The 17,848-nt window shown below is 68.4% G+C and carries 19 protein-coding genes; 6 read left to right on the forward strand and 13 right to left on the reverse strand.

All coding sequences use genetic code 11. The annotated features are described in order from the left end of the window. Positions 1 to 53 precede the first annotated feature (53 nt). Genes ileS through SMN802W_RS16675 form a run of 3 tightly spaced genes read left to right on the forward strand, consistent with a single transcriptional unit; the run spans position 54 to position 3,986 of the window. Positions 54 to 2,987: an isoleucine--tRNA ligase gene (gene ileS, locus SMN802W_RS0107810; RefSeq protein WP_019516350.1), complete on the forward strand. Its 2,934-nt coding sequence runs from the start codon at positions 54 to 56 to the stop codon at positions 2,985 to 2,987. Continuing rightward, a complete protein-coding gene (gene lspA / locus SMN802W_RS0107815; RefSeq protein ID WP_019516351.1) occupies positions 2,984 to 3,508 on the forward strand; it encodes a signal peptidase II in 525 nt (174 codons plus the stop codon). The genes ileS and lspA overlap by 4 nt, the downstream gene beginning before the upstream one ends. Then, entirely contained in the window at positions 3,501 to 3,986 is a 486-nt protein-coding gene (locus SMN802W_RS16675; RefSeq protein ID WP_019516352.1) for a DUF3035 domain-containing protein, read from the forward strand. Before lspA ends, SMN802W_RS16675 begins: the two co-directional genes overlap by 8 nt. 181 nt (positions 3,987 to 4,167) lie before the next feature. Here the strand turns inward: SMN802W_RS16675 and metC are convergent, their stop codons facing one another. The 9 genes from metC to SMN802W_RS0107865 are packed head-to-tail and all read right to left on the reverse strand — an operon-like array spanning position 4,168 to position 11,526. Next, entirely contained in the window at positions 4,168 to 5,373 is a 1,206-nt protein-coding gene (gene metC / locus SMN802W_RS0107825) for a cystathionine beta-lyase (RefSeq protein WP_019516353.1), read from the reverse strand. After that, positions 5,370 to 6,215 (reverse strand): sulfurtransferase, encoded by an 846-nt coding sequence (locus SMN802W_RS0107830; RefSeq protein ID WP_019516354.1) that lies wholly within the window; start codon positions 6,213 to 6,215, stop codon positions 5,370 to 5,372. Before SMN802W_RS0107830 ends, metC begins: the two co-directional genes overlap by 4 nt. A gap of 45 nt (positions 6,216 to 6,260) precedes the next feature. Continuing rightward, complete coding sequence (locus SMN802W_RS0107835; RefSeq protein WP_019516355.1) at positions 6,261 to 7,802, reverse strand: cryptochrome/photolyase family protein; 1,542 nt, start codon at positions 7,800 to 7,802, stop codon at positions 6,261 to 6,263. Positions 7,803 to 7,827: 25 nt separating this feature from the next. Next, complete coding sequence (locus tag SMN802W_RS0107840; protein ID WP_019516356.1) at positions 7,828 to 8,754, reverse strand: bifunctional riboflavin kinase/FAD synthetase; 927 nt, start codon at positions 8,752 to 8,754, stop codon at positions 7,828 to 7,830. 49 nt (positions 8,755 to 8,803) lie between these two features. Further along, the gene (locus SMN802W_RS0107845; protein ID WP_019516357.1) at positions 8,804 to 9,271 is read right to left on the reverse strand and encodes a dihydrofolate reductase; all 468 of its coding nucleotides are present in this window, start codon (positions 9,269 to 9,271) and stop codon (positions 8,804 to 8,806) included. Positions 9,272 to 9,273: 2 nt separating this feature from the next. After that, complete coding sequence (thyA, locus tag SMN802W_RS0107850; RefSeq protein WP_026325891.1) at positions 9,274 to 10,200, reverse strand: thymidylate synthase; 927 nt, start codon at positions 10,198 to 10,200, stop codon at positions 9,274 to 9,276. A gap of 10 nt (positions 10,201 to 10,210) precedes the next feature. Next, complete coding sequence (locus tag SMN802W_RS0107855) at positions 10,211 to 10,954, reverse strand: 16S rRNA (uracil(1498)-N(3))-methyltransferase (RefSeq protein ID WP_019516359.1); 744 nt, start codon at positions 10,952 to 10,954, stop codon at positions 10,211 to 10,213. Further along, positions 10,954 to 11,118: a hypothetical protein gene (locus tag SMN802W_RS18575; protein WP_019516360.1), complete on the reverse strand. Its 165-nt coding sequence runs from the start codon at positions 11,116 to 11,118 to the stop codon at positions 10,954 to 10,956. Before SMN802W_RS18575 ends, SMN802W_RS0107855 begins: the two co-directional genes overlap by 1 nt. Before the next feature lie 3 nt (positions 11,119 to 11,121). Then, positions 11,122 to 11,526 (reverse strand): DUF2147 domain-containing protein, encoded by a 405-nt coding sequence (locus tag SMN802W_RS0107865; protein WP_026325892.1) that lies wholly within the window; start codon positions 11,524 to 11,526, stop codon positions 11,122 to 11,124. Positions 11,527 to 11,688: 162 nt separating this feature from the next. On the opposite strand from SMN802W_RS0107865, the gene ubiA reads away from it, so the two are divergent. The 3 genes from ubiA to SMN802W_RS0107880 are packed head-to-tail and all read left to right on the forward strand — an operon-like array spanning position 11,689 to position 14,745. Next, a complete protein-coding gene (ubiA, locus tag SMN802W_RS0107870; RefSeq protein WP_019516362.1) occupies positions 11,689 to 12,549 on the forward strand; it encodes a 4-hydroxybenzoate octaprenyltransferase in 861 nt (286 codons plus the stop codon). Positions 12,550 to 12,605: 56 nt separating this feature from the next. Beyond that, positions 12,606 to 13,952, forward strand: coding sequence for a TldD/PmbA family protein (locus SMN802W_RS0107875; protein ID WP_019516363.1), 1,347 nt, complete (start codon positions 12,606 to 12,608; stop codon positions 13,950 to 13,952). After that, positions 13,945 to 14,745: a 3'(2'),5'-bisphosphate nucleotidase CysQ gene (locus SMN802W_RS0107880; RefSeq protein WP_019516364.1), complete on the forward strand. Its 801-nt coding sequence runs from the start codon at positions 13,945 to 13,947 to the stop codon at positions 14,743 to 14,745. Before SMN802W_RS0107875 ends, SMN802W_RS0107880 begins: the two co-directional genes overlap by 8 nt. A gap of 96 nt (positions 14,746 to 14,841) precedes the next feature. Here SMN802W_RS0107880 and SMN802W_RS0107885 read toward each other — a convergent pair whose 3' ends face one another. From SMN802W_RS0107885 to gnd, 4 genes are read right to left on the reverse strand one after another with little or no spacing between them, the layout of a single operon-like run. Continuing rightward, positions 14,842 to 15,207 carry a hypothetical protein gene (locus tag SMN802W_RS0107885; RefSeq protein ID WP_019516365.1) on the reverse strand — a complete coding sequence of 122 codons (366 nt, stop codon included), beginning with the start codon at positions 15,205 to 15,207 and terminating at the stop codon, positions 14,842 to 14,844. 12 nt (positions 15,208 to 15,219) lie between these two features. After that, positions 15,220 to 15,966: an HAD-IIB family hydrolase gene (locus tag SMN802W_RS0107890; protein ID WP_019516366.1), complete on the reverse strand. Its 747-nt coding sequence runs from the start codon at positions 15,964 to 15,966 to the stop codon at positions 15,220 to 15,222. Next, a complete protein-coding gene (locus SMN802W_RS0107895) occupies positions 15,963 to 16,799 on the reverse strand; it encodes a Cof-type HAD-IIB family hydrolase (protein ID WP_019516367.1) in 837 nt (278 codons plus the stop codon). The genes SMN802W_RS0107890 and SMN802W_RS0107895 overlap by 4 nt, the downstream gene beginning before the upstream one ends. Further along, a complete protein-coding gene (gene gnd, locus SMN802W_RS0107900; protein WP_019516368.1) occupies positions 16,799 to 17,782 on the reverse strand; it encodes a phosphogluconate dehydrogenase (NAD(+)-dependent, decarboxylating) in 984 nt (327 codons plus the stop codon). The genes SMN802W_RS0107895 and gnd overlap by 1 nt, the downstream gene beginning before the upstream one ends. Positions 17,783 to 17,848 lie beyond the last annotated feature (66 nt).

A 17,848-nucleotide genomic window follows, 5' to 3' on the forward strand; every position in this document is an offset into this window, starting at 1 on the left:
CGTCACCTGCCGTTTGTTTCGCGCTTCCTCCCGCGCTAAGGCGCGACCCGATCATGGCCGACCAACCCGACACCAAGCGCGACTGGCGCGACACCGTCTTCCTGCCGAAGACCGACTTCCCGATGAAGGCAGGCCTCGCGCAGAAGGAGCCCGCGATCCTGGAGCGGTGGCAGCAGATGGGGCTGTACGACCGGTTGCGGCGCGAGCGTGCCGGGCGCGAGCGTTGGATCCTGCACGACGGCCCGCCCTACGCCAACGGCGACATCCACATGGGCCACGCGATGAACAAGGTGCTGAAGGACGTGATCGTCCGCAGCCGCTCGCTGATGGGCTATGACGCGCCCTACGTGCCGGGCTGGGACTGCCACGGCCTGCCGATCGAATGGAAGGTCGAGGAAGCCTATCGCGCCAAGAAGCTCGACAAGGATCAGGTGCCGGTCGACCAGTTCCGTGCCGAGTGCCGCGCGTATGCCGACAAATGGGTTGCGGTGCAGGCGGACGAGTTCCAGCGGCTGGGCGTGATGGGCGACTGGGCCGACCCGTACCTCACCATGAAGTACGAGGCCGAAGCGACGATCGCGGGCGAATTGCTCAAGTTCGCCGAGAGCGGCCAGCTCTACCGCGGCGCCAAGCCGGTGATGTGGAGCCCGGTCGAGAAGACCGCGCTCGCCGAGGCCGAGGTCGAATATGAGGACGTCGTGTCGACGCAGATCGACGTGGCGTTCGAGATCACCGAGGCGCCCAACGCACCCGAGCTGGTCGGCGCGCACGCGGTCATCTGGACGACGACGCCGTGGACGATCCCGGTGAACCAGGCGTTGGCGTACGGGGAGGATGTTGAGTACGTCCTATTGCCTTATGAGGGCCGCAAATACTTAGTTGCCCAGCGACTAGCACAGCAGTTTGCAGATCGAGCAGGTCTCGGCTTTGCCGATGTAACAGAAACCTTCGACGCATTTATCGCCGATCGCGGCAGCTTCATCACAGCTAACGACCTCGCCGGTGCGCTCGCCCGCCATCCGATGGATCACCTCGGCGGATTCTTCGCCAAGCCGCGGCCGTTGCTGCCCGGCGACTTCGTGACCACCGATGCGGGCACCGGCCTCGTCCACATGGCGCCCGATCACGGCGAGGACGATTTCCTCCTATGCAAGCAATACGGAATCGAGCCGGTGTTCGCGGTCGACGGCGCGGGCTTCTACCGCGCGGATTGGGCGTGGCTGGGCGGCCAGGGCAGCGTCATCAACAAGAAGTTCGTGTCCGCCGAAGGGCCGATCTGCGCCGACCTGCGTGAGGCGGACGCGCTCTTGGCGGCGTCGGACGATTTTAAGCACTCTTATCCGCATTCGTGGCGGTCGAAGGCGAAGGTGATCCAGCGCGCGACGCCGCAGTGGTTTATTCCAATGGATCTGCCGGCGGGACAAGCACGCGCGGCGGGTGTCGCAGGGGAACAGGGTCAGGCGGACCGTGCGCAACAGCCCCTCTCTCAACCCTCTCTCCAGCGGGGTGGGAGCGTTGGCGGCGACAACGCTCCGACGCTACGCAACCTCGCGCTCGACGCGATCGCGCGGACGCGGTGGGTGCCGGCGCGTGCCGAGAACCGGATCACCGCGATGGTCGAGGGACGACCCGACTGGGTGATCTCGCGCCAGCGCGCCTGGGGCGTTCCGATCGCGCTCTACGTGCACCGCGCGACAGGTCAGTATCTCGCTGATCCGGCGGTGAACGCGCGCATTCTGAGCGCCTTCAAGGCGGGTGGCGCGGACGCATGGTTCACGGCGGACCACCAGACGCTGCTCGGCAACGGCTACGACCTCGCCGACTACGAACCGGTCAACGACATCCTCGACGTATGGTTCGATAGCGGCTCGACGCACGCCTTCGTGGTCGAGGCGCGCTACGGCGCCAAAGATAATCCTGGGGGCACGCGCGCGAACCTGTACGTCGAGGGGTCGGACCAGCATCGCGGCTGGTTCCAATCGTCGCTGCTGGAGAGCTGCGGCACACGCGGGCGGGCACCATACGACGCGGTGCTGACGCACGGCTTCGCGCTCGACGGAAAAGGACGCAAGATGTCCAAGTCGCTCGGCAACGTCGTCGATCCGCTGAAGATCATCGGCGAGAGCGGCGCGGACATCCTGCGGCTGTGGGCGGTGTCGACCGATTATTTCGACGACATCCGCATCGGCAAGGAAGTGCTGGCGACCGCGTCGGACGCGTATCGCAAGCTGCGCAACACGTTCCGCTACCTGCTCGGCGCGCTCGACGGCTTCACCGACGGCGAGCGCGTCGCGGTGGCGGACATGCCCGAACTGGAGCGCTACGTGCTCCACCTGCTGCACAAGCTTGACCTGGAGCTGCGCAGCGCGGCGGAGGGGTTCGAGTTCAACCGCTACACCCGCGCGCTGACCGACTTCTGCAACGAGGACCTGTCGGCGTTCTTCTTCGACGTGCGCAAGGACTCGCTCTACTGCGACGCACCCGGCGATCTGAAGCGGCGGGCGTATCGGACGATGCTCGACACGCTGTTCCACGCACTGGTCCGCTACGCCGCGCCGGTGCTGGTGTTCACCGCCGAGGAGGTGTGGCAGGCGCGCTTCCCGGACGCGGACGCGTCGGTCCACCTGCTCGAATGGCCCGAGCTGCCCGAGCAGGCGTCGGAGGACATCGCGCAACGCTGGCACGAGGTTCGGCGCCTGCGCGAGCGCGTGACCGAGGCGATCGAGCCGCTGCGGCGCGAGAAGACGGTGCGATCGAGCCTGGAGGCCGAGGTAACGGTGCCGGAGACGCCGCTGCCTACCGACGCGCTGGCCGAGGTGTTCATTGTCGCGAAGGTGAGCGAGGCGGGCACGGTCGACGTGACGCGCACCGACTACCACAAGTGCGGGCGCTGCTGGCGGCACCTGCCCGAGGTCGACGAGGACGGCGATCTGTGCGCGCGGTGCGAGGATGTGGTGGCGACGGTATCAGACGGGGTGTCGGCATGACGCGGGTGACGCCGCGCGCCGGGCTGGCGCTTGCCGCAATCGTGCTGGTGGTGGATCAGCTGGTGAAGTGGCTCGTCACCGGGCCGCTCGGACTCGACTTTCTCGGCGCGTCGCGCAACCTGCTGCCGATCTTCGACCTGCGTTTCGTGCAGAACAATGGCGTGTCGCTGGGCATGTTGCGCGCGGAAACGGCGACGATGCGCTGGGTGCTGGTCGCCTTCACGGCTGCGATCGCGGCGGCGGTGCTGGTGTGGATGTGGCGTGAGCCCAAGCGCGGCGACCAGCTGGCGCTCGGCCTCGTGCTGGGCGGGGCGATCGGCAACATCCTCGATCGCGTTCGGTTGGGCTATGTGGTCGATTTCGCCGACCTGCATTTCGGCGAATGGCGACCGTTCCTCGTCTTCAACATCGCGGACGCGGCGATTACGATCGGCGTGCTGATTCTGCTGGTGCGCGCGCTCGTGATCCGCGACAAGCCGGACGAGATCGCGAAGAATTCCTCGGAGAACGTACATGCGTAAGTTGTTGGTCGTGGGCGTCGCACTCGCCGCGATGACGTCGCTGTCGGCGTGCGGCAAGAGCGGCTACGACCGTGCGCGCCCCGACGAGTTCGCGGTGGCGCGCCAGGCGCCGCTGGTGATCCCGCCCGACTTCTCGCTGGTCCCGCCGCAGCCGGGCGCTGCGCGGACGCAAGGGACGAACACGCAGGGCCAGACGCTGGAGGCGCTGTTCGGCACCCCCGCACCGCGCAGCCAGGCAGAGGCGGGCGTCGTCGATCAGGCGGGCGGCGACGTCGCGCAGCCCGGCATCCGGAGCGCCGTCGGCGATCCGCAGACCAACGTGATCGACAAGGGCCAGACGACGCGCGACATCATCGCGGCACCGCAGGGCGACGGCCAGGGCGCGCGCGCAGTCACGGGCGGCGCTGCCGGTGCGACGCAGGCGACCGCTCCCTCGCCCGCCGCAACGCCGACTCCCGCCGCCACGCCGCAGCCGTAAGCGGGGTCGCCGCGCGGCCGGTCGCGCGATATCGTTCTGGCCCAGCCGTGCTTGTCATTCCGGCACAATTTCGGGGTGACGGATGGATGGGCATTCCCTTGCTTCCTGCGCGTGGCGGCTACGGCACGCTCAGCTGTCGAGGCTGACGCCCCCTCCTGCGGGGAAGGGGAAGGTTTGGGCCTCACCCCCGCGCCGCGCGGAACGCGGCCAACCCGCGGGCGAGGTCCGCGATCAGGTCGGCCGGGTCCTCCAATCCGATCTGCAGGCGGACGAGCGGGCCGGCGAAGTCGGCCGTTGTCGCGGTGCGATGGCGTGCGGGGTCGATCGGCAGCGCCAGGCTCTCATACCCGCCCCAGCTGTAGCCGATGCCGAAATGGTCGAGCGCGTCGATCAGCGCGGCGCGCGACCGCTCATCGCCGCCGTTCAGCGCGAACGAGAACAGGCCAGACGAGCCGAGGAAGTCGCGCGCGAACGTCTCGTGGCCGCGGCATGACGGCAGTGCGGGGTGCAACACACGCGATACCTCGGGCTGGTCGGCCAGCCAGCGCGCGACGCGGAGCGCGCTCGCCTGATGCTGGCGCAGGCGAACCGACATGGTGCGCAGGCCGCGGCTGCCAAGCCAGGCGTCGTCGGGGCTGGTGACCTGCCCGAGCTGGAAGCTCGTCTCGCGCAAGCGCGCAAAGCGGTCGGGGCCGGCGGTGACCGAGCCGAGCATCACGTCGGAGTGGCCGACGACATATTTGGTGCAGGCAAGGACCGAGTAATCGACGCCCCTCTGTATCGCGGGGAAGAACAAGGGCGTCGCCCAAGTGTTGTCTAGGATCGTCACGATCCCGCGTGCCTTTGCCGCCGCGACGATCGCGGGCACATCCTGCACTTCGAAGGTCAGGCTGCCGGGCGACTCGATGAAGATCGCCTTCGTGTCGGGTCCGATCAGTTCGGCGATCCCTGCGCCGACCAGCGGATCGTAGAAACGCGCGGCGATACCGAAGCGCTTGAGCAGCCCGGTCGCCATCGACCGCGTCGGATCATAGGCGCTGTCGGGCACGAGCAGTTCGTCGCCGGGCGACAGCACCGCCAACAGGCAAGCGGCGATCGCGGCGACACCGGACGGATAAAGGAACGTGCCCTCCGCGCCGGGCTCCAGGCTGGTCAGCGCATCGGCGAGGCTCCACTGCGTGGGGGTGCCGCGGCGGCCGTAGAACAGGCGGTGGTGCGTGTCCGCCGCGCCGCTCGCGCGCAAATGCGCGACATCGTCGTAGAGGATCGTCGAGGCGCGCCAGACGGGGGTGTTGACGACGCCCGCGGTCCATTCCGGGCGGCGGCCGGCGGTGACGACCTGCGTGTCGGGGCGCGCGTCGGAACGGGGGTCCTGATCGTCGCTCATGCCTCACCTGTCGCTTTGGGGGTGGAAGGGTCGGCGCCCCACTCGCTCCAGCTGCCGTCATAGACCGCGGCCTCGGGTCCTAACAGGTGCGCGGCAAAGGCGAGCACGCTGGCGGTAATGCCCGAGCCGCAGGTTATCATCATCGGCCGCGATGGATCCACGCCGGCGTCGGCAAAGGCGGCGCGCAGCGCGTCGCCGCGCTTCCACGTGCCGTCGGGGTTGAAGACATGCTTGTACGGCAGGTTCCGCGCGCCGGGGATGTGACCGGCGGCGACGCCCGGCCGCGGGTCGGCCCCCGCACCGGTGAAGCGAGCCGCCCCGCGTGCATCGACGATCTGCGTGTCGGTGTTCATCGCGGTGCGGACCTGCGCCATGTCGACGATGCCCCGGCCCTGCTCGCGCGGGGTCGCATGGCGGGGGCGCACGACGTGCTCGCCCGCGTCCAGCGCGCGTCCCTCCGCGCGCCACTTGGCCACGCCGCCGTCAAGGATCGCGACATCGGTGAAGCCGAACGCGCGTAGCATCACCCAGGCGCGTGCGGCGGTGAAATGCGATGCGTCGTCGTAGAGCACGATCCGCACCCCGTCGCCAAGCCCCACCCGCGTCATCCGGCTGGCAAAGCGCGCAGCGCCCGGCATGGTCGAGGGAAGCGGGCTGTCAGGATCGGAGAAGGCCGCCAGGTCCATGAACACGGCGCCCGGCACGTGCGCCACCGCGAATTCTGCAGCGGCATCGCGCTTCGGCTCGCCCGGCAGGTCGATATGGTAGCTGGCATCGGCGACGCGCAGATCGCGATCGTTCAGGTGGTCGGCGAGCCATTGGGTGGAGACGAGTGGGTCCATGTCCGCAGCATAACGCGTGGCAGCGAACGCGTCAGCAGGTCCAACCTAATATGGCGGACCGCTCGCGTCGAGCTCGTCAAGGAACGCCGCCGCCTGCGCGCGCGTCTCGGCGCGGGTCTCAGGCTTCATGCGGTCCCAGGTGCGATACGGCATCGCCATGCGGCGGTTGGGACGCAGCTTGTCCTCGTTGCGGGCGAGGAAGTCCCAGTAGAGCGCGTTGAACGGGCAGGCGTCCTCGCCCACACGCTTCGTCACACCGTAGCGGCAGTGGCCGCAATAGTCCGACATGCGGTTGATGTACGCGCCCGAGCCTGCATAGGGTTTCGAGCCGAGCAGCCCGCCGTCGCCGAACTGGCTCATGCCGAGCGTGTTGGGCAGTTCGACCCATTCATAGGCGTCGATATAGACCTCCAGGTACCACAGGTGGACCGCCTTCGGATCGGCGCCGATCAGCAGCGCGAAATTACCGGTGACCATGAGGCGCTGGATATGATGTGCGTGCGCGGTGGCGAGCGTCTGGCCGAGCGCCTGCGCCAAGCAATGCATGTCGGTGTCGCCGGTCCAGTACCAGTCGGGCAACTGCCGGGTGTTTCCGAAGTAATTGCGATCGACGTAGTCCGGCCCCTCACGCCAGTAGATGCCGCGCATATATTCGCGCCAGCCGAGGATTTGGCGGACATAGCCCTCGACCGAATTGATCGGTGCCTTGCCGGCGCGGTACGCCGCCTCGGCGCGGCGGCAGAGGTCGAGGGGCAAGAGCAGCCCGGCGTTCAGATACGGCGACAGGATCGAATGCCATAAATGGCGCTCGCCGGTCAGCATCGCGTCCTCATAATCGCCGAATTTCTCCAGCGCGTGCGCGAAGAAGGTATCGGCCTGCCGCTCCGCGTCCTTCGCCGTCGTGGCATAGTCGAAGCCGTCGAGATCGCCTGGATGATCGGCGAAGCGTGCCGCGACAAGGTCGATCACCTCGCACGTCACCTTGTCGGGTTTGAAGGCGAGCGGTTGCGGCATGAACAGGTCCTTGTTCGCCGGCTTGCGATTGTCCTTGTCGTAGTTCCACTGGCCGCCGGCCGGCTCCTTGCCGTCCATCAGCACGCCGGTCCGCTGACGCATGGCGCGATAGAAATACTCCATCGTGAGCACCTTGCGCGACGCCGCCCATTGCTCAAAATCGCTGTGCGTGGCGATGAAGCGATCGTCGCTCAGGATATCGACGGGCACGCCGAACAGCGTTTCCCAAGCGTCGAGCATCGCACGGACGCGCCACTCGCCCGCCTCGGTCACGATGATGCGATCGGGCGCGTGGCGTTCGACCGCACGCGCGACCTCGCCGGTGAAGCTGCCGCTGTTGTCCGGGTCGTCGAGACGGACGTAGTCGACCGTCCATCCGGCCGTGTTGAGGGCGGCGGCGTGGTGGCGCATTGCGGACAGGATGAAGGCGATCTTCTGCTTGTGATGACGGACATAGGTCGTCTCGTCGGCAACCTCCATCATCAGCACGACGGTGTCCGCCTTGTCTGCGGCAGCAAGCGACGAGATCGTCGGGGTGAGTTGATCGCCGAGGACGGGTACGAGCGTGGTCATGCCCGTGTTAACGCATGTTGGTACGTCAGCGCTCCAGGATCGCGCGTGCGCGCGCGCAATCGGCGTCCATCTGCGCCATCAACGCGTCGAGGCTGTCGAACTTCGCCTCGGGCCGTAGGAACTCGATCAACTCGACCTCGATCGCCTGCCCATAGAGGTCACCCGAGAAGTCGAAGAAATAGGGCTCGAGCAACTCCTTCGGCGGCTCGAACTGCGGGCGGATGCCGAGGTTCGCCGCGCCGTTCAGCAGGCGTCCGTCCGCTAGCCGCCCGCGCACCGCGTAGATGCCATAGGCCGGGCGCAGGTAGCGGCCCATGTCGAGGTTGGCGGTCGGATAGCCGATGGTGCGGCCGACCTTGTCGCCGTGCTGCACCACGCCTTCAATCGCGAACGGGCGCGTAAGCAGGCGCGCGGCACCGGCGGGATCGCCGGCGCGCAGCAGATCGCGGATGCGGGTGGAGGACACCGGCTCGCCCCCCAGAGTCACCGCGTCGACCGTCTCGGCGGTGAAGCCGTGCGCCTTGCCGAACGCCCGCAGCCCGGCGGTGTCGCCCGCCTTGCCCTTGCCGAAGGTGAAATCAGCGCCGGTGACGACGCCTGCGACGCGCAGGCAATCTACCAGCCGCTCGGTCACGAATGCTTCCGCGGTCAGCGCGGCGAAGGCGGCGTCGAAGGAAAAGACCACGGTCGCGTCGATTCCTGCGGCGGCGAACAGGCGCTCGCGCTGATCTAGCGTCGACAGACGGAACGGTGGAGCGTCGGGGCGGAAGAAGCGCACCGGGTGCGGATCGAAGGTCGCGACCAGCACAGGGCGTCCTTCCACCCGCGCGCGCTCGACCGCGCACGCGACCACAGCCTGATGCCCGAGGTGAAATCCGTCGAAATTGCCGAGCGCGACGATTCCGCCGGCGAGATGCGGCGGCACCGCGGCGCTGCCGTCGAGGCGCTCCATGGTTGTGCGCTCTACGGCCGGGCGCGCGGGGCGACAAGTATGCGCGCGCTCACCGCTCGAGCCGGACGAAGCTGTAGGCGGGGCGTCCAGCTTCCGCGGCGTGATCCTCGCGCGCTACCTCGCGCCAGCCGGTGAAGGACGGGACAATCGCATCGCCAACGGGTGCGGCGTGCACCTCGGTCAGCTCGACCGCGTCGGCGTAGGGCAGCAGCAGCGCGAAGATCTCCGCGCCGCCGATCACCGCAACGCGTGCGCCGGCGATGCGAAGCGCGGCGGCGGGATCGTGGACGACCTCCGCTCCCGCCGACTGCCAATGCGGGTCACGCGTCAGCACGATGTGGCGGCGACCGGGCAAGGGTGAAGGGAAACTCTCGAACGTCTTGCGCCCCATCACCATCGCGCAGCCGGTGGTCAGCGCCTTGAAATGGCGCAGGTCGGCCGGCAGGTGCCACGGCAGCTTGCCGTCGACGCCGATCACACCATTCTCCGCACGCGCGAGAACGAAGGTAACACTCATGCTCAGACCGCGACCGGTGCTGCGATATGCGGATGCGGATCGTAGTCGACAACGCGGAAATCATCGATGGTGTAGTCAAAGATCGAGGCGGGCCGGCGCAGCAGTTCGAGTCGCGGATGGCCGCGGGGTTCGCGTGCCAATTGCTCGCGCACCAGATGCTCGTGGTTCAAATAGACGTGCGCGTCGCCGCCGCTCCACACCAGTTCGCCGGGCAACAGGTCGCATTGCTGCGCGAGCATGTGGACCAGCATCGCAGCGGAGAAGGCGTTGAACGCGAAGCCGAGGCCGAGATCGCACGAGCGCTGCCACAGCAGCCCCGAGAGGCAGCCGTCGTTCACGAAGAACTGGTAGGTCATGTGGCACGGCGGCAACGCCATGCGGTTCAGCTCCGCGACGTTCCAGCCGGTGAACAACAGCCGGCGCGAGGTCGGGTTGGTGCGGATCGCCTCGACCAGCTCCGCAATCTGGTTGATGCCCGCGCCGCGGCGATAAAGGTCGTCGCCTGCGGGTTCGTAGGTCGGCCAGTCGACCCATTGCTTGCCATAGACTGGGCCTAGGTCACCCCATTCGGCCGCGAACGCAGCGTCGGAAAGGATGCGCGCCTCGAACACGTCGCGGTCGATCGCCTTGCCGGTCGCGCGGCGGTAACGGTCGAGCGGCCAGTCGGTCCAGATATGCACCTTCTGTTCGACCAGCGAACGAATGTTGGTGTCGCCCGACAGGAACCAGAGCATCTCGCGCGCGGCGGTCTTCCACGCCACGCGCTTGGTGGTGAGGAGCGGCACCGCGCCGCCCTCAAGCGAGAAACGCAGCTGCGGGCCGAAGACCGCGCGGGTGCCGATGCCGGTGCGGTCGCGGCGCTCGTCGCCATGCTCCCACACGCGGCGGAGCAGATCGAGATACTGGTGTTCGTAATGCGAGTCGGTCACGGCGGCCGTGCTACCGCCAGTCACCCGCGGACGCCATCCACAGCGCGATCGCCGCCGCGGCGGCGGTGTCGGCGCGCAGGATGCGGGGGCCGAGCGCGATCGGCACCGCCTCAGGCAGCGCGCGGATCGCGGCGCGCTCGTCGTCGTCGAAGCCGCCCTCGGGTCCGATCAGGATCGCCGCAGGGCCGGGTGTCGCGCGCATCGCCTCGGCCGCGGGCGCGCCGCCAAGCTCGTCGGCGAAGAACAGGTGACGCTCTGCCGGCCAGTCGCGCAACAGGGCGGTGAGCTTCACCGGCTCGGCGACCTGCGGCACCGCGGTGCGGCCGCATTGCTCGGCCGCCTCGATCATGTGCGCCAACAACCGCTCGGTGTTGGGCTTGTCGACCACGGTTCGTCTGGTGACGACGGGAACGAGCCGCGCGACGCCGAGCTCGCACGCCTTTTCCGCCATCCAGTCGACACGGCCCTTCTTCAGCGGCGCGGCGCAGAGCCACAGGTCGGGGACGTGTTCGAGCGGGGCGAGCTGCTGCTGCACGTCGAGCGTCACGTTCCGGCGCGCGACGTCGGTCGCGACCGCGAGCCATTCGCCGCTTCTCCCGTCGAATAGCTTGACCGGATCGCCTGGCTTCATCCGCATGACCGAGCCGAGGTAGTGCGCCTGCGGTCCAGACAATGTCAGCGCGCCGGCGCCAAGGGCTGCGTCAACGAACAGCCGCGGGGTCGAGCGCGGTGGCCAGGCAGGGGTTGCTCCCATCATTTCCTCCGTCCGCGCACGATCAGCCAGCGCGCGGTGAGAAACAGGATGGCGCCCGCGAGCACAACCCCCAGCACGACGCCGGTGACGACGCCAGCGACGCGAACGATCGCGAAGAACAACGCCTCAAAGAAGCGGCCGATCGCAACCGAGATATGAACCACGCGCTATTTGGCCGCGACGCGGGTCCAAGTCTGCGACTTGCACAATCCCGGCAGCACGCAGCCGGTGCCGACCAGCGTGTTCGCGCCTTGCAGCGACAGCGTACCGTCGAACTCCTGTCCCAGATCGGGGACGAACACGGTGCCTTGCCACGCGCCATCCGCGCCGCGGCGGAAATCGCGGAACAGCTGCGTGCCGATCAGCCGCTCGGTCCCGCCCGCTGCGGCGTCGTCGCGCGCGCGCTGGTCGGCAGCGACGACGGTACCGCACAGGCCGGCGCCGCAGGGAGCGACGCGGATGCGCACGCTGTCGCGCGCGTTGCGCCACGTACCCGCGGGCGTGGCGGCGGGAGCAGCGGAGGCAGGCGCTGCGACGGCGACCGCAAGGGCGGCAAGGATCAGGCGCTTCATGTGGACGAACATAGGCAGGCAATCGGACCGATTTAAGGCCGCAAACGCGCGCGCTGCCGTTGGCTTGGCGCGAACGTCCGATTGACGATAAGGGCTGACCGGGTGACCGCCTCCCCTGCCCCCGACCTTACCCCCGACAGCGAGCATCGCGGGCTTGTCGCCATGCTGCCGCCACGCTTGCGCGGGTTCGCGTTGCTGGCGCGGTTTGATCGGCCGATCGGCTGGTGGCTGCTGTTCTGGCCCGGTGCATGGGCGGTGGCGCTCGCGGGCGGCGCAGTGCAACGCTGGTCGCTGATCCTGTGGCTGCTCGTCGGCGCGATCGCGATGCGCGGCGCAGGCTGCGTCTACAACGATATCGTCGACCGCGACCTTGATGCGAGCGTGGAACGGACGCGCAACCGGCCGCTGGCGTCGGGGGCGGTGTCGATGCGCGCGGCATGGGCGTGGTTGCTGCTCTTGTGCCTTATCGGGCTGGTCGTGCTGTTGCAACTGCACTGGCCTGCGGCGATCGCCTCGATCGCGGCGATCCTGCCGGTCGCGGCCTATCCGTTCATGAAACGGATTACGTGGTGGCCGCAGGTGTGGCTCGGGCTGGTGTTTTCCTGGGCGGCGCTGGTGGGGTGGAGCGAGGCTTGGGAAACGCTGAGCGCGGGCGGCGTGCTGCTGTACGCCGGCGGTATCTGCTGGGTTGTCGGCTACGACACGATCTACGCGTTGCAGGACCGCGAGGACGATGCGCTGGTCGGCATCCGCTCATCGGCGTTGCGGATGGGGCGGCACGTCCGCGGTGGCGTCACACTGTGCTACGCGGGCGCGGTGGTGCTGTGGGCGACCGCCTTCTGGCAAGTGCGCGCCGATCCACTCGCGCTCGCGGCACTGCTGCCGGTCGCGGCGCATCTGGCGTGGCAAGTCGCGACGCTCGTGCCCGATGATGGTGCGAGCGCACTGGCACGGTTCCGGTCAAATCGCACCGCGGGACTGCTGATGTTCCTTGCCTGCGTGGTGGTCGGCACGCCGCTCTAGCACCGCGGTTCACGCGGGGAGTGGTAATCGCCCCCCCTGCCACCTAAGTCGCCGGCATGCTTACCCCCGATCAGGCGCAGGAGCGCGCCCACGACATCGTCCGCCGTGCCACCGCCGCCGGGGGCGATGCCGCCGACGCGGTCTTCGCCGCCGATGCGTCGACCGAAGTGTCGGTGCGGCTCGGCAAGCTGGAGGATGTCGGCCGGTCGGAGGCGGAGGAGCTGGGCCTGCGCGTCTTTGTCGGGCAACGTTCGGCGAGCGTGTCGACCTCCGACTTGTCGTCGCAGGCGATGGATGCGCTGGTCGAACGCGCGGTTGCGATGGCGCGCGAGGCGCCGGAGGATCAATGGGCCGGGCTCGCGCCCAACGAGCGATTGATGCACGGCGCCGCGCCGCTGCTCGACCTGGCCGACGACGGCGCGGTGACGCCGGCGGAATTGCGCGAGCTGGCGTCGCAGGCGGAGGAAGCCGCGCGCGCGGTGCCGGGCGTGACCAACAGCGAGGGCGGCGGCGCGGGTGCCTCGTCAAGCGTCTGGGCGCTGGCCACCAGCCACGGCTTCGCGGGCGCTTATGCGACGACCGGTTACAGCGTGTCGGCGAGCGTGATCGCGGGCGAAGGCGGGGGCATGCAGCGTGACTATGCGTTCCACTCCGCACGGCATCGCCAGCGGCTCGACGCGCCGCACGAGATCGGACAGCGCGCGGGCGAGCGCGCGGTGGCACGGCTCAATCCCGGACGGGTGGCGAGCGGCGCGGTGCCGGTGGTGTTCGATCCGCGCGTCGGATCGAGCCTGCTCGGCCACCTGACCGGCGCGATCTCGGGTCAGGCGATCACGCGCAAGACCAGCTTCCTGCTCGATGCGATGGGCACCGAGGTGTTCGCGCCCGGCGTCACGATCTGCGACGATCCGCATCGCCCGCATGGTCTGCGCTCACGCCCGTTCGATGGCGAGGGTCTGCCGGTGTCGCCGTGCTCGATCATCGAGAACGGGATGCTGGAGACGTGGCTGCTCGACTCGGCGTCGGCGCGGCAGTTGGGGCTGGCGCCGACCGGCCACGCCGCGCGCGGGGTGAACGGCGCGCCGGGTGTCACGACGAGCAACCTGTTCATGCAGGCGGGCCACGTGCCGGTCGCGACGCTGATCGAGGATATCACGCTCGGCATCTACGTGACCGAGTTGATCGGACAGGGCGTCAACCCGGTGACGGGCGACTATAGCCGCGGCGCGGCGGGCTTCCTGATCGAGCATGGCGAGATCACGCGGCCGGTCGCCGAGTTCACGATCGCGGGCAACCTGCGCGACATGTTCCGCAGCCTCGTGCCGGCGAAAGACCTCGAGTTCCGCCACGGCATCAACGTGCCGACGATCCGCGTCGACGGGATGACGGTCGCGGGTGGCTGACGCGGGCGGCGCCCCCGATCTGTACGCGCTGGCGGAGGCGGTCGCCGCCGCCGCTCGCGAGGCCGCGGCGATGGCGATGGCGCGCTGGCGCACCGATTTCGCGCGGACCGAGAAGAGCGACGGGAGCCCGGTGTGCGAGGTCGATCTCGACGTCGACCGGATGCTCCACGCGCGACTGTCGGCGCTGTTACCGCAGGCGGGATGGCTGTCTGAGGAGACGGCGGACAATCCCGAGCGGCTGTCCGCCCGCTACGTCTGGGTGGTCGATCCGATCGACGGCACGCGCGATTACGTGCGCGGGCGGAGTGGCTGGTGCGTGTCGGTCGCGCTGGTCGAGGAAGGGCGCGTGGTCATCGCGGTACTCGATGCGCCGGCACGCGGTGAGGTGTGGCGCGCGATGGCGGGCGGCGGCGCGACGCTGAACGGTGCGCCGACACGGGCCGGCGAGCGCGGCGAGATCACCGGCGCGCGCGTGCCCGCGGACGCACTGCCCAAGGTCGACCGCGACCTGACCGCGGTGGAGAAGCCCAATTCGATCGCGCTGCGCATGGCGATGGTCGCCGCCGACCGTGCCGATCTGGTCGCCACGCTGCGCTGGGGCAACGAATGGGACATCGCCGCCGCCGCGCTGGTCGCGGAGGAAGCCGGTGCCAGCATCACCGACGCGCTGGGTCGGCCGCTCAGGTTCAACAAGCCCGCGCCGCGCGCGTTCGGCGTGCTGACCAGCACGCGCGGCATCCACGCGGCCGCGGTTGAGCGGCTGTCTGCGCGAGCGCGAGCGGCGATCCACTAAGGTTCAGGCTGGTCCGCTCGCCCGTGTGCGCCGTCTCGGGCTTGGTCCGGCCCGTTCGGTACCCAGCCGCACCTGATCGCGCAGCGTTCGGGCGCGTTATCTGGCCTGCACGTCAGCAACGGCAGCGGGTTCCTGACTGTGCCGTACCGCGTCGCGCGACGCCATCGGGCGCAGGCGTACCGCGAGGCAGATGACCGCGGGCCAGAACAAGGTGTTGCCGATGTCGCTGAGCGTGTCGGCCCAGCGCCATGATCCGTAGTGCAGCCGGTCGAGGATCTCGTTCCCCGCCTCTGCCGCGATGACGACCGACAACGGGATCAGCGTGCCGAGCGAGCGCCCGGTCGCGAGCCGAGCGAGCAGCAGCACCGCCATGCCGGCGTGGATGTGCAGGATCGTGTCGGGCAGCCCGGTACCGTCACCGATCCACCCGATGAACCGCGCCCATAATGCGGGAACATCCACGCCCGCCTCGCCTTATTTCTGGCAGGCGACGATCGTCGCGATCACCGACAGCGTGTCGTGCGGATCGCGCACGCGGACGGTGTCGAGCCCCAGTTCCTTCGCCGGATAGTCGTTGCCGCCGGGGAAGATCGCGTCGCCGATGAACATCATCTTGTCGAGCGCGATGCCGCTCTCGTCACGCAGCCGCTTCAGGCCGTACGCCTTGTCGACGCCCTTCTGCGTGATGTCGATCGAGGTGGCGCCACCCATGTTGATCGACAGGTCGGGCAGCCGCTTCTTCAGGTCGGCCTGGATCACTTTGCGCTTGGCGAAATCGGGATCCCACTTCTCCTTCGCCTCGACGGGCGCCTGCTGACCGAGCGCGGAGAAGGTGATCTGCGAGCCACGATCCTCGATCCGCTCGCCCCAGGTCTGCTCGGGCTTGAACCCGGTATCCTCGAGGCTCCTGTTGAACGAGTCGATGATGTTCTTCTTGGTCTCGTCATCGAACAGCTCGGCGTAGACCGCCTTCCACTCGCCCGACTGGTGCGTGTAGAGCTTGGTGCCAGTCGTCGGCATCAGCCACAGCTTCGACAGGTCGGCGCGCGCGGGCAGACGGCTCGCGACCTGCTTGTCGAACTGCGGCCAGTCACCGCCGGAGATGACCGCGACGTGCGCGACCTGCAGCAGATCGGCCAGCGCCTCGCCCATATCCTCCTTGATCGCCTGCTTGCTCTCGGCGAGCGTTCCGTCGAGGTCGAAGGCGACGAGTTCTTTCACTTGGCATTCTCCGTGGAGGGAAGGATGATCGTATCGATGGCGTGCGCTACGCCATCCTCGTCGTTTGATCGAGTGACTTTGCTTGCCTGCGCCTTCACGTCGTCGGGCGCGTTGCCCATCGCGATCGGCAGCCCGGCGCGGCGCAGCATCGGCAGGTCGTTGCGCTGATCGCCGATCACTGCCGTGTCGGACAGATCGACGCCGTTCGACCTGGCGAGCGCGGCGACGCCGTCGCCCTTGTTCGCCGCAAGCGCGGTGACGTCGAGATAATAGGTCTGCGACTGCGCGATCGTCGCCTGCTCACCGTATCTGCCGTGCGCGCGTTCGTAGAGCGCGCGAAGCCGGTCCTCGTCGTCGCTGACGAAGGTGATCTTGTCGGCGCGATCGAGCAGATCGTCGAAGTCGGCGCGGATTACCGGTTCCTGGTTCGAGCTGACGCGCTCGCTCTTGGTATGTGGCCCCTCGCCGTCGGTCGCGAACCATTGGTCGTCGGCGAAGACCCAGGTGTCGACCTGTTCGTCGGCCACCATCTCGATCACGCCGCGCGCCACGTCCGCGTCGATCGTGTGATGGCTGACGATCGTGCCATCGCGGCGAAAGACGATGCCGCCGTTGAACGCGCCGACGTCCTCGTCGAGCTTGAGCGGTTCGAGCAACGGCTGGATGCCCGACATCGGCCGCGCGCTGATGACGGTGAAGGCAATGCCCCTGTCGCGCAACCGCTTCACCGCCGCGATCGTCGCGTCGGTCAGCTTCTTGTCCTTGTCGACGAGCGTGCCGTCGATGTCGGACACCACCAACCTGACGGCCTTTGCGGCTTTCTCTGCCGCCATTACTGCGGCATCTCGACGTGACCGCCGAAGCCGAAGCGCATTGCGGAGAGTACCTTGTCGCCGAAGGTATGGTCGACGCGGCTGCGGTAGCGCGCGAACAGGGCCGCGCTCAGCACGTTGAGCGGCACCGCCTCCTCCATTGCGGCATCGATGGTCCAGCGGCCCTCGCCCGAATCGGCGACGTTGCCCGAGAAATGCTCGAGTTTCCCGTCCTTGGCGAGCGCGAGCGCGGTCAGGTCGAGCAGCCACGACGAGATCACGCTGCCACGACGCCACACCTCGGCAATGTCGGTCAGGTTGAGGTCATAGCGCTGATCCTCGGGCAGTTTGTCCGACGCCTTGCCCTTCAGCACGTCGAACCCCTCGGCATAGGCCTGCATCAGCCCGTATTCGATGCCGTTGTGGACCATCTTGACGAAGTGCCCCGCGCCAGCGGGGCCGGCGTGGATGTAGCCGTTCTCCGCGCGCGGATCGGTCACATCGCCGAGCCGACCCTCGGTCCGCTCGATCGTGCCCATGCCGGGCGCGAGCGTCGAGAAGATCGGGTCGAGTTGACGCACGATCTCGTCGGGGCCGCCGATCATCATGCAGTATCCACGCTCGCGCCCCCAGACCCCGCCCGAGGTGCCGACGTCGACATAGTGGACGCCCTTCTCCGCCAGAGTTTTCGCGCGGCGGATGTCGTCCTTGTAGAAGGAATTGCCGCCGTCGATGACGATCTCCCCCTCTGCCGCCTTCTCGCAGATGCTGCTGATGACGCTCTCGGTGACCTCGCCCGCGGGCACCATCACCCACCACACGACCGGCGAGCCCGCCTTGGCGCGTGCGTCGTCGACCGAGGTCGCGGCCTCGGCGCCCGCCTCGACCAGCTTGGCGACCGCATCGGCATCGCGGTCGAAGGCGACGATCTCGTGCCCCTTTTCCATCAACCGGCGCGCCATGTTGCCGCCCATCCGGCCGAGGCCGATCATCACCATCTTCATCGCGAAACGCTCCTGCTCGATGCCGCGGTAAATCGGCGGGATGGGGCAATGTTCCCGCCCTAGCCC

Source organism: Sphingomonas sp. Mn802worker (assembly GCF_000382485.1).
Classification (GTDB): Bacteria; Pseudomonadota; Alphaproteobacteria; order Sphingomonadales; family Sphingomonadaceae; genus Sphingomonas.

What these genes read in the sequence shown, in the direction of transcription:
- SMN802W_RS0107865 (WP_026325892.1), bottom strand. Translation starts at nt 11,526, where the DNA reads ATGAAGCGCCTGATCCTTGCCGCCCTTGCGGTCGCCGTCGCAGCGCCT.
- SMN802W_RS16675 (WP_019516352.1), top strand. Translation starts at nt 3,501, where the DNA reads ATGCGTAAGTTGTTGGTCGTGGGCGTCGCACTCGCCGCGATGACGTCG.
- SMN802W_RS0107835 (WP_019516355.1), bottom strand. Translation starts at nt 7,802, where the DNA reads ATGACCACGCTCGTACCCGTCCTCGGCGATCAACTCACCCCGACGATC.
- ubiA (WP_019516362.1), top strand. Translation starts at nt 11,689, where the DNA reads ATGCTGCCGCCACGCTTGCGCGGGTTCGCGTTGCTGGCGCGGTTTGAT.
- SMN802W_RS0107830 (WP_019516354.1), bottom strand. Translation starts at nt 6,215, where the DNA reads ATGGACCCACTCGTCTCCACCCAATGGCTCGCCGACCACCTGAACGAT.
- SMN802W_RS0107895 (WP_019516367.1), bottom strand. Translation starts at nt 16,799, where the DNA reads ATGGCGGCAGAGAAAGCCGCAAAGGCCGTCAGGTTGGTGGTGTCCGAC.
- lspA (WP_019516351.1), top strand. Translation starts at nt 2,984, where the DNA reads ATGACGCGGGTGACGCCGCGCGCCGGGCTGGCGCTTGCCGCAATCGTG.
- SMN802W_RS0107840 (WP_019516356.1), bottom strand. Translation starts at nt 8,754, where the DNA reads ATGGAGCGCCTCGACGGCAGCGCCGCGGTGCCGCCGCATCTCGCCGGC.
- gnd (WP_019516368.1), bottom strand. Translation starts at nt 17,782, where the DNA reads ATGAAGATGGTGATGATCGGCCTCGGCCGGATGGGCGGCAACATGGCG.
- metC (WP_019516353.1), bottom strand. Translation starts at nt 5,373, where the DNA reads ATGAGCGACGATCAGGACCCCCGTTCCGACGCGCGCCCCGACACGCAG.
- SMN802W_RS0107845 (WP_019516357.1), bottom strand. Translation starts at nt 9,271, where the DNA reads ATGAGTGTTACCTTCGTTCTCGCGCGTGCGGAGAATGGTGTGATCGGC.
- ileS (WP_019516350.1), top strand. Translation starts at nt 54, where the DNA reads ATGGCCGACCAACCCGACACCAAGCGCGACTGGCGCGACACCGTCTTC.
- SMN802W_RS0107875 (WP_019516363.1), top strand. Translation starts at nt 12,606, where the DNA reads ATGCTTACCCCCGATCAGGCGCAGGAGCGCGCCCACGACATCGTCCGC.
- SMN802W_RS0107855 (WP_019516359.1), bottom strand. Translation starts at nt 10,954, where the DNA reads ATGGGAGCAACCCCTGCCTGGCCACCGCGCTCGACCCCGCGGCTGTTC.